This is a genomic window from Lysinibacillus sp. NPDC059133 (assembly GCF_042755925.1).
Lineage (GTDB): Bacteria > Bacillota > Bacilli > Bacillales_A > Planococcaceae > Lysinibacillus.
The window spans coordinates 178,446-189,303 of the sequence record NZ_JBHZDH010000001.1 but is presented as its reverse complement, the minus strand read 5'-3'; the positions used below and the strand labels follow the sequence as shown (position 1 = coordinate 189,303).

The window sequence follows — 10,858 nt, the reverse complement described above, 5'->3', positions numbered from 1 at the left end:
ACCGATGATTGCATTTGCTTGATATGCACTGTAATATTCAATGGATATCTCATCATGTATTTCATTATGGATGGTGATATCTCTTTTTAGCAGAGAGAAAATTCCATCAAATAACATGTAATAGTAGGTCAACGGTACATTTTTAGAAAAAACAATGCGATAGAACAATTTAAAGCGCTCTATATGATGGAAAATACGAATAGTATTTGGATCTATTTGGTTTTTATCTAACGTTGTTACTGCACGGTACGGTTCCTCATAGGAATTATTCAAATCCTCCATAATTTCCTGAAAGTATTCCTCAAATAGCCCTTCCTTTTGCTCATAGTGCAAGTAGAAGGTACCTCTATTCACCTTTGCCACCCGACAAATTTCTGCGATTGTAATGTTTTCTAAAGGCTTCTCACTTAATAAAGTTAGTAAAGCATTATGTAATGCTTGCTTCGTTTTGACAACTCTTAAATCGTTAGCGCTCAAATTTCTTCCCCCTTACTAAACAGATTTTTCTATATGTGTTGATTACTGAACAGTTCTTAGTATTTTGCGCATTGAAATCGCTTACAAAATTATTATATTATTTTAATGAACACATGTTCAATATCTAACATAATATATCTTTGAATACTGGGGCAAACTCTGGTGAAAGAACTTAAATTATAGGAGGTTTTTATGATGAGATTAGAAGGTAAAGTTGCCATCGTAACAGGTGCAGCGTCAGGTATGGGTAAAGCAATCGCAGAAGGTTATGCAAAAGAAGGAGCAAAGGTCGTAGTTTCTGACTTAAATTTAGAAGGTGCACATGCAGTTGTTGAAGGTATCGAAGCAACTGGTGGCACAGCGATCGCTGTTCAAACAAATGTCGCTTCAACAGAAGACTTACAACGCTTATTTGATGAAACAAAAAGTGCTTTTGGCACATTAGATATTTTAGTGAATAATGCTGGTATTATGGATGGTATGGAGCCAGTTGGTGAAGTTTCTGATGAACGATGGGACAAATTATTCTCGGTAAACACTACTGCTGTTATGCGTTCAATGCGTATGGCGACAGAGATTTTCCTTGCTCAAGGACATGGTGTCTTTGTTAACAATATTTCTGCTGGCGGTCTATATGGAGCACGTGCTGGGGCTGCCTACACTGCTTCTAAGCATGCTGTTGTTGGACTGACAAAAAACACAGCATTCATGTATGCAGATAAAAATATTCGCTGCAATGGTATCGCACCAGGTGCAGTTATCACAAACATTGCTTCTACCATGACAAATGTGAGCCAAACAGGTGCTGCTCGCCAAGCACTAGGTTTGTCCATTAACCCACGAGCAGGACAACCTGAGGAAATCGCTCAGCTTGCTATTTTCCTTGGCTCAGATGAAGCAAGTTTTGTCAACGGACAAGTAATAGCTGTTGATGGTGGTTGGACGGCTTACTAAGTTTCTCTATGCACATCTGAGGTTATTTCATTTGGTAGCATGTTTAAAATGAGTTCGATATTGTATCGAACTCATTTTGTATTTGGCCTTTATCCGTTAAAGTTCATCCCTATTAATGCATTCCTGGACCCTTTTTATATGCAGAATAATCTTGTTTAATAGTCTACCTTTAATCCATATCAATGATTAGGAAGACTGTTCTATAAAAAATCAAAAAATGACCTCTTAGAGACACACTATTCCAAGAGATCATTCATATCAAACTTTATTGTAAATTAATAGTAGTTTTAAACCTATTGTATTTGCTAATTGACTTTAGCCTTACTTAAAAGAATCTATAGCTAACGATAATAGTTACTGTGCTTTCTTAAAAGTGAGTGATTTTCCTTTAGTTTCTTTTACTAGCATCATACATGAAATAGAAATGATACTTGCTATGACCAAATAAATTGAAATTGGGATGGAGCTATTAAATTTATTTAGAAGACTTAATGAAATTAATGGAGCCAATGAGCCTGCTAAAATTGGTGCTACTTGATAACATAAAGACAAAGCTGTATATCTGATATGAGTTGGGAATAACTCTGTCATTAATGCTGAGTATGGTGAATACGTCATCGATTGTATGAATAAACCAATAATAATGGCAGCCATGATGATCCAATCATTCCCTGTATCCATCATTGGGAACCCAATAAATCCCCAAAATGCAGTTAAAAAGGCTCCTGTAAGATAGATTGACTTCCGACCCCAAACATCACTTAAGTGTCCCATTAATGGTATGAAAAAAAAGTGAATAGCATGGGCGCCAAACATTAATAATAAAATTTGTGAAGTATCTTTATTGACAACAAGTTTCAAATAACTAATGGAGAAAGTGACAACCATATAGTATAAGATATTTTCTGCAAAACGAGCACCAATACCAGCAATAATCGCTTTTTTATGGTATTTAATCACTTCTATAATCCCTAATTGTTGTTTTTCTAATTGCGCTTGTTTTTCTTGAGCTTCTTTGAAAACAGGGGCATCATCTACACTTTTACGAATCCAAAGACCAATTAGTACGACAACTGCAGAGAACCAAAATGCTACACGCCAACCCCAGTCCATAAATTGTTCGGGGCTTAAGTTTTTAGATAAAAGTAAAAGGACAATTGTAGCTATTAAATTACCCAATGGCACACCCGCCTGTGGCCAGCTTGCCCAATAACCACGTCGATCGTCAGGACTGTGCTCAGATACTAAAATAACTGCTCCTCCCCACTCTCCGCCGAAAGCAAATCCTTGAATTAAACGTAAAGTTACGAGTAAGATAGGAGCCCAATAGCCAATACTGTTGAATGTTGGAATACATCCCATTAAGAAAGTCGTAATTCCAACGATAACCAAACTAATTTGTAATAAATTTTTACGCCCAATTTTATCACCATAATGACCAAAAACAAGTCCGCCGATAGGTCTAGCTAGAAAGCCTACTGCATAGAGAGCAAATGCAGCTAGAATTCCGTCAATAGCGTTTCCTGTTTTTTGGAAAAACAATTCTCCGAAAACGAGAGCAGAAGCGGTACCATATAAGAAAAATTCATACCATTCAGCTACAGATCCAATCATCGATGCAGCAACAACTTTTTTTAGCTGTTTATTATCTGTTTTCTCCATATATACTCCCCCCAAAAATCCGGTTCAAATTATTATGAATGAACGTACCAAATTACTTTTGACTGTACATATTGTTCAAATGCTTCTAAGCCATTGTCCTTACCACCAAAACCAGATTGTTTAAAGCCTCCAAATGGAGTGGTAATATCACCTTCGCTAAAGCCATTCACTGAAACGGTTCCTGCTTTAATCGCACGTGCCACGCGCATCGTCCGCTGTACATTTTGACTATAAAAAGAAGCAGCCAAACCATAAGAGGTGTCATTGGCAAGTGCAATGGCTTCTTCTTCCGTTTCGAACGTACTAACTGCTAAAATCGGACCAAATACTTCATTTTGGAACAAGGTCATATTTGCGGTTACATTATCAAAAATAGTTGGTTCGATGTACCAGCCACTGCCCAAATCACTGTGAATGCTGCCTCCAGTAACTATGCGACCACCTTCTTGAAGAGTAATGTCCAAGAACGATTTCACTTTATTAAAGTGTGCTTCTTCAACCATGGGGCCAATGGAAACCGACTCATCCATCGGATTACCCACTCTCCAGCTTGTTAATCCGGACTTTAATTTTTCTAATAATTCCTCTTTGATAGATTCATGTACGATTAATCTTGAACCACAGCTGCAGTTTTCACTCATGTTCCAGAAGGCGGCTGATAAAATATGTGGAACAGCCGCATCCAAATCAGCATCTTCAAACACCACTTGTGGACTTTTGCCACCGCACTCTAAAATAATTTCTTTAAGGTTACTTTCAGCTGAGTACTTCAAGAAATATCTACCAACTTCAGTTGAACCTGTGAAGGAGACAACGTCCACATCCATACTCCGCCCCAAAGGTTCACCTACTTTTTCTCCCAAACCACACACCAAGCTTAAAGCGCCTTTAGGCACACCTGCTTCATAAGCAAGTTCAATCATACGGAAAGCGCTAAGCGAAGTTAATTCAGCAGGCTTCACAATCACAGAATTACCAGCGGCTAAAGCAGGTGCCACTTTCCAAGCAAACATTTGCGCAGGGAAGTTCCAAGGTAATACCGCACCAACTACGCCAATGGGTTCCGTGATAATTAATCCTAAAGCATCTTTACCCGTAGGAGCGACTTTGCCAAAGACTTTATCAATGGCTTCAGCATACCAATAAAATGTATCGATGGTTGCTGGTATGTCGGTATTTAAACATTCGGTAATAGGTTTACCAGCATCCACGCAATCCAAGGCAGCCAATTCTTCGCTGTGCTCTTCTAGCAATTTTGCCCAGCAAATCATTACTTTTTTGCGCTCACTGGGAGATAATTGACTCCAAGTACCTGCTTCAAATGTGTCTTTGGCTACCTTAACAGCAGCGTCTACATCTCGTGCATCACCATCAGCAATATAGCCAATTATGCTGTTGTCGATGGGAGTGCGGTTTTCTATTTTGCAGGTTGTACTCGTAAAACCATCAATTAAGTTGCCTGCCCATAGCTTTCCTTCATTAGCAAGGGCAAAGACTTGTTCTTTTGATACGATCATCTGTCTCTCCTCCCGATTATTTATTAAAAAAGGCCAAAAATTCTGCTTTTTCCACTTCTGATAAATCAGATAAAGGTAGGCGTACCGAACCAACGTTGATTTCACCTTTCAGGCAGCCTAATTTAGCTTTTTGGTTATAGTTACCGGACTCCATAGAGTGAATAGCCGGGTAGATATCCCTCATGATTTGTCGAGCCTTATCCCAATCACCGGTCTGTGTAGCCTTGAACAGGGCTATTTGCTCTTCTGGGAACACATTACCTGCACCAGCAATCCAGCTTTTAGCACCCCAGAAGAAAAAGTCTACAGGCTGATCATCACAACCGCAAATCACTTCAAAATTCTCAAATGGGGTTTGTAACAAACGTAGTGCGCGGCTAAAGTCCCCACTACTTTCTTTAATAGCAACAATATTTGGATTTTTCGACAAATACACCACCGTGTCGTATTCAATTTCAATGCCGATTCGAGCTGGAAAGTTGTACATGATAATAGGTAAATCGGTTGCCGCTGCTACCGTTTCATAATGGTCAATTAAACCCGTTTGGTCTGGCAAGCTATAAGGTGTCGGTGATAACATCAAACCTTCATAGCCCAAATTTTTGGCTTGTTTGGCACGGTTAACCGCACCTTCAGTTGATAAATCATTGATACCTGCAATTAAAGTAATACGACCTTTAGCAATTTCTACTACTGTTTTTAAAACGGTTTCACGTTCTGCTTCGTTTAAGGCGTAGTATTCGCCTGTCGTTCCACACACCACTAAACCAGTAACACCTTTTTCAATAAATGTGTTAGTCAATTGCTTTAAAGTATCTACATCTAAGCTTTTATCGCTTTTAAACGGGGTTACTAACGGAACCAAAATGCCATGAAAATTCATATTCATTCTCCTTTATTTGTGATAGATTACTTGATTTTAAAAAGCTATTATTGAAGTACTACTTCAATTATTCATGATAGTAACACACTGGATTTTCATTGTAAATGTAATTTTCAGAATATTTTAAAAGTTATACTTTCGAACTATTAAAGTGGTACTTCAACATTAATTGATACTCTTCACTTTGGCATTACGATATAATTTACTATATTTCTACAAGTCGATTTTTTTGTAATCGTTCTGAAATTAGAGCTTTTATGTTATCCTATCAACGTGACTCCTTATATTTGGAATTTGGACAGATGCACTAAACTGCGTTATAAGGGATAGTGATAATTAGCTATTATTAATTGCAAAATTAATTAGTTGATTTAGAAATATTCAAAGGCAGATTAACTATTAACATACATTTATGCAATAGATTTTAACTAAATTTTTATTTTCATATCAGTAACAGGAGTGGAGAAAAGTGAATGACTTAATTGGAGCAAAAATGAAGAGTTTACGAAAAGAGCGAAGGTTAACATTAAAACAAATTGCTGATCAAACGAATCTTTCAATTAGCTTTTTATCACAGGTCGAACGATCAAAATCATCCATAACGCTCGAATCATTGAAAAAAATTTCTGAAGCACTCGGTGTCAATCCAAGCTACTTTTTTTCAAATTCCGATGAGCAGACAGCACCGACAGTTATGAGAAATATTATTAGTAAGACAAACACCATGCATAATCAATTTTTTTATAGAGATTTAGCGGGAAACATTGAAAATCCACTCTTTAATCCGATTTTGGTATTGCTGAATCCAGGTGCAAATCGAGAGGATTCTTATTCACATTCGGGGCAAGAATTTCTTTATGTTCTAGAAGGAACGCTAACCATCATCATTGACACAGAGGAGCATGATTTGAATCCTTATGATTGTATTTTCCTAGATTCGACTACCCCTCATAACTGGATAAATAAAACAGATTCAATTGTAAAGTTCCTTTGTATTTCTAGTATTCCAGTATAATGTTCAAGCGGATTCATAAGACACTTCGATTGAAGAAAAAAATACTCACAGCGCATTGCACTCTGTGAGTATTTTTTATGCGAAATTGAATACAGTCTCGGTCAACCTTCCTGAAAAAACAAAAGAGAGGACAGCTACGATCAGTACTGCTATAGCGTTAGATTTCATGTACAGTCTTTCTGTTACATGTTTTTATGTCAGTTTGTAAATAACTCTCAAAAACAAAATACCACAACCCATAGATTGTGGTATTTAAAACTATTACGCTCTTCTTGCTGGGAATAAGCATCCTATTAATGCCCCAATTAACGCTGGTAATATCCATCCTAAGCCTATGTCGTAAAAAGGTAAAATATTCGAATAAGCTTTCTCAATCGCATCAAAAATACTTAGCTTCGCCGTAGGAATGCTAACTACTAATGCTTTATAGCCATCAATAACACTAATAAAAATTGTAAAAATCATAGCAACCGCATATACCGTTTGCTTATTTTTAAATAGTGATGAGCATAATGCAAGTACAATTAAGACAATTGCTATCGGATATAGGAACATCAGCACTGGAATGGCAAATTTAATAATGTTCGTTAATCCGAAGTTGGCAATTGTAAATGACATAACGCACAAGATCAATACAAACCATTTATAGCTAATTTTCGGAAATACTTCATTGAAAAATTCACTACAAGAAGTGATTAAGCCAATACTTGTCTTTAAACAAGCAAGGACAATAATAACTGCCAATAAAATAGCCCCGTATGATCCAAAATAGTGATCTGCCACTGCGGCAAATATTAAACCACCGTTGTCAAATGTACCAACAGCTCCAATACTTGAAGCCCCCATATACGTGATTAAACCGTATATTAACATCATTAATGCCATGGCAAAAATACCAGATTTCCACGTTGCCTTAGCAATTTCTTTTCTGTCTGTTATTCCTGCGCTTTTAATTGCATTAATGACAACAATACCAAAGGCTAGTGAAGCTAATGCATCCATTGTGTTATAGCCTTCTTTAAAGCCTGTCATAAATGCTGAATCAATATAATCTCCCATTGGCGGTTGGAAATGCCCCATCGGTTTTACAATACTAATAATAATTAAAATAAATAACACAATCAGAAATGCTGGTGTTAAATATTTTCCGATATAATCCATAATTTTCGCTGGATTCAATGAGAAATAATAAACGATGGCAAAAAATACAAAGCTAAATAAAGCAAGTAGAAGTGTTGTATGCTCTGCTTGTATATAAGGTTCAAAGCCAACAACAAACGGAACTGTCGCTGTACGTGGAATCGCAAAAAAAGGACCGATCGTTAAATAAAGAGCTAATGAAAAGATGACACCGAATAATGGGTGAACGCGGCTCGCTAAGTCACGCAAACCGTTACTACCTGATAAACCAATAGCTAAAATACCTAGAAACGGTAAACCGATAGCTGTTACTAAAAATCCAATTAGGCCAAACCAAAAGTTGGTCCCTGCTAATTGTCCAAGCTGAATTGGAAAAATAAGATTCCCCGCTCCAAAATACAGTCCGAAAAGCATCGTACCGATGACTGCATATGTTGAAAAAGGTATTTTCTGTTGCATTTTGATGAACTCCTTAGATGTATTTAACTTCTTTCAGCAAATGCTTTTATTGCGAAAGTGAAACGTCGTCTCCCTCTTTTCAGCGGGTGTCCAAACATCCGCTGAAAGAAGTTAAAGCCTCTTGCGGATGTCACGGATTTTGAAAGGAATGAATACAAGGATGTTAGCCTAAAACATTCGCATCCTGCGAAAACGGCTAACTGACCTGCATCGTGCAGGCCTAGGCACAATTCAAAATCCGGACGCATTGTTTATCTGTGCGAAAGCGAAGCGACAGCTACAAATGTTTTGTGTAGCGAAAGCAAAGCGACAGCTACAAATGTTTTGTGTAGCGAAAGCAAAGCGACAGCTACAAATGTTTTGTGTAGCGAAAGCAAAGCGACAGCTACAATTACGCCAAGGCGAAATTGATCTATTGCAAATAATTTAAATCGAAGAGATTTCCTTGCTGCAATTCCACTATGGTATCAGGCATTTATTTTAAAAACAATAGTTTTTTCTTTTATAATCGTTAATTGTACAGTTCTTAGCTTTAAGTAGACAAAACTAAAAGAGCTGTCTGTTGACAGCTCCTTAGTTTGCGACAGACCACTCTACATGATCTAAAAACTTAAATACGTCCTCATACACTTTATCGCGCTCTTTATCTAATGTAATAATATGGCCAGAATTTTCATACCAAATAATCTCTTTATCATCAGTTTCCACAGTATTTATAATGAATGGCGCACTTTCTTGATAAAGCTCATCATCTAATGAACCTTGTAATACTAATGTAGGTGCTTTGATTGTAGATAAGTCATCGCGTGTTTCTGTTGTTAAACGTGTCACACCATCTAATGAATCCTTAGGTGTAATACGTAATTCATGTAATTCTGAAATAATTTGATCTTTTGATTTATTTTCAAAATGTTTATATAAACGAGCGTAATGATATAAACGTGTAAATAAGCCTTTTGAGTTATCGCGTGTGATTGGTGCACACATGGCAACACATGCTTTCACAGGAAACGTCTCTGCTACTTTTAACGAAAATACGCCGCCAAGTGAAATTCCTACTACCGCGATTTCTTCATGACCATTACTTTTTAGGAAGTTATAACCTTCCACAACATCGTTCCACCAGTCTTCTGGTCTTGTTTCAAGTAATGCTTCTGGTTCTACACCATGCCCACTATAAATCGGTGCATGAACTGTATAACCACGTTTTGATAAAAATTCACCTAGCTTTTTTACATCTTTTGTGCTACCTGTGAATCCATGCAGTAATAGTACGGCTTTTTTGCCTCCCTCAATTGTTAGAGGTTGTGGCTTTGATAAATTCATTTTATAATATCCCCTTCACGGAAACTTGTAATTGTGTAATTTATGTGTCTATCTTAACACCCTTTATTCATAATGTACAATTTATAGTTTTTATCATATTAATGTCTTTTGTGCATTAACGATGTAAGGTTAATGGCTGTTATATCACACTTTCTACTACTTTCATTTTCCAATCTTCATTTTACGTGCTCCGTTTTTCAAAAAAATTTTCATCCCGCTTTAACTGCAGTAAATGATCCCTACCAAAAACGAAGAGACAGGTACAAAACTACCACCTGAAAGCAAAGAGATGAACTGCCCGTAAAATGCCCGATTGGTGAAGACTAATAGTCAGTGAGGGAAACCTTACTGATTAAAGTTTCACTTGATGTGCCTATACTTCCTACTCTTTTACCGTTATAATGCAGTTAACTTAAAAATAACGGGAATTGAGGTGAAAAAATGGAATGGCAGCAATTAGAATATTTTGTAGCAGTAGCAAAGCTTGAGCATATGACTCGTGCTGCTGAAACATTAGCGATTTCTCAACCAGCATTAAGTCGTTCTATTTCAAAGCTTGAGGAGGAGTTAGGAGTACCTTTATTCGACCGACAAGGACGCTCGATTATGCTCAACCGATATGGCGAGCTTTTTTTGTATCGTGTCCTACGTATGCGTAAGGAATACGAAAAAGCAGTTATAGAATTACAGGAGCTTAATAACCCAGAGCTAGGAGATGTATCACTCGGCTTTTTACATACTCTAGGGACTAGCATCGTTCCTGATTTGATTCGCGCCTTCCGTCAGAACCATCCGCATATACGCTTTCACTTTACACAAAATTACTCACACTCCCAATTGAAGCAACTACTTGCAGGAGAGTTAGATCTTTGCTTACTCGCAGCGATTGACACGGAGCCACCTGTTTGTTGGAAGGAGCTGTGGCGTGATGAGCTTTATATTATGGTACCAATCGATCATCCCTTCGCCAAACGTAAAAGTATCAAAATGAAGGAACTTGAACATGAGAATTTTGTTCTAATGAAAAAGGGTTACGCATTGCGCCGTACAGCTGATAGATTATTAAATGCTGCAGGTATCAAACCGAAGATTACTTTTGAAGGTGATGAGGTATCAACAGTAGCTGGTTTTGTAGGTGCTGGCCTCGGCGTGTCGTTACTGCCTGTAGACGAAGACTTGAATCCAAATAAATTGGCGAAAATTCGTGTGGAGGATATGGTTTGTGAACGGATCATAGGTATGGCTTGGATTGAAAATCGATATCTTCCACCGTCAGCACGGCAATTTCAGCAATTTGTATTCGATTTTTATGAAAAATAGTAATTGCTAGCTCTATCATTCCTAAAATGAGCTAAAGCATAAAAGTGAGTAACAATTGTTACTCGCTTTTCTTTATATGTTCAATTGCGGAAAAATTAGTATAGC

The 10,858-nt window shown here is 37.3% G+C and carries 10 protein-coding genes; 4 read left to right on the top strand and 6 right to left on the bottom strand.

What is annotated here, in order from left to right; translation table 11 throughout:
- On the bottom strand, positions 1-477 hold a 477-nt coding region (locus tag ACFXN8_RS00905; RefSeq protein WP_386842028.1), incomplete at its 3' end, for a TetR/AcrR family transcriptional regulator.
- A gap of 195 nt (positions 478-672) precedes the next feature.
- On the opposite strand from ACFXN8_RS00905, the gene ACFXN8_RS00900 reads away from it, so the two are divergent.
- On the top strand, positions 673-1,431 hold the full coding sequence (locus ACFXN8_RS00900; protein ID WP_386842155.1) for an SDR family oxidoreductase: 759 nt from the start codon (positions 673-675) through the stop codon (positions 1,429-1,431).
- Between the two features lie 354 nt (positions 1,432-1,785).
- On the opposite strand, the gene abaF is transcribed toward ACFXN8_RS00900, so the two are convergent.
- The 3 genes from abaF to dapA are packed head-to-tail and all read right to left on the bottom strand — an operon-like array spanning position 1,786 to position 5,493.
- The gene (gene abaF / locus ACFXN8_RS00895; protein ID WP_386842026.1) at positions 1,786-3,093 is read right to left on the bottom strand and encodes a fosfomycin efflux MFS transporter AbaF; all 1,308 of its coding nucleotides are present in this window, start codon (positions 3,091-3,093) and stop codon (positions 1,786-1,788) included.
- Positions 3,094-3,125: 32 nt separating this feature from the next.
- Complete coding sequence (locus ACFXN8_RS00890) at positions 3,126-4,610, bottom strand: aldehyde dehydrogenase (RefSeq protein ID WP_386842024.1); 1,485 nt, start codon at positions 4,608-4,610, stop codon at positions 3,126-3,128.
- 16 nt (positions 4,611-4,626) lie between these two features.
- The gene (gene dapA / locus ACFXN8_RS00885) at positions 4,627-5,493 is read right to left on the bottom strand and encodes a 4-hydroxy-tetrahydrodipicolinate synthase (RefSeq protein WP_386842022.1); all 867 of its coding nucleotides are present in this window, start codon (positions 5,491-5,493) and stop codon (positions 4,627-4,629) included.
- A gap of 469 nt (positions 5,494-5,962) precedes the next feature.
- Here dapA and ACFXN8_RS00880 point away from each other — a divergent pair, with 469 nt between their 5' ends.
- Positions 5,963-6,508 carry a helix-turn-helix domain-containing protein gene (locus tag ACFXN8_RS00880; RefSeq protein WP_376071904.1) on the top strand — a complete coding sequence of 182 codons (546 nt, stop codon included), beginning with the start codon at positions 5,963-5,965 and terminating at the stop codon, positions 6,506-6,508.
- 261 nt (positions 6,509-6,769) lie between these two features.
- Here ACFXN8_RS00880 and brnQ read toward each other — a convergent pair whose 3' ends face one another.
- Entirely contained in the window at positions 6,770-8,107 is a 1,338-nt protein-coding gene (gene brnQ / locus ACFXN8_RS00875) for a branched-chain amino acid transport system II carrier protein (RefSeq protein ID WP_386842020.1), read from the bottom strand.
- A 283-nt stretch (positions 8,108-8,390) separates the two neighbouring features.
- Here brnQ and ACFXN8_RS00870 point away from each other — a divergent pair, with 283 nt between their 5' ends.
- Positions 8,391-8,537, top strand: a complete 147-nt coding sequence (locus ACFXN8_RS00870; RefSeq protein ID WP_386842018.1) for a hypothetical protein — start codon at positions 8,391-8,393, stop codon at positions 8,535-8,537.
- A 143-nt stretch (positions 8,538-8,680) separates the two neighbouring features.
- Here the strand turns inward: ACFXN8_RS00870 and ACFXN8_RS00865 are convergent, their stop codons facing one another.
- Complete coding sequence (locus ACFXN8_RS00865; protein ID WP_376071899.1) at positions 8,681-9,433, bottom strand: alpha/beta hydrolase; 753 nt, start codon at positions 9,431-9,433, stop codon at positions 8,681-8,683.
- A 441-nt stretch (positions 9,434-9,874) separates the two neighbouring features.
- On the opposite strand from ACFXN8_RS00865, the gene ACFXN8_RS00860 reads away from it, so the two are divergent.
- A complete protein-coding gene (locus tag ACFXN8_RS00860; RefSeq protein ID WP_376071897.1) occupies positions 9,875-10,753 on the top strand; it encodes a LysR family transcriptional regulator in 879 nt (292 codons plus the stop codon).
- Positions 10,754-10,858: the final 105 nt, after the last annotated feature.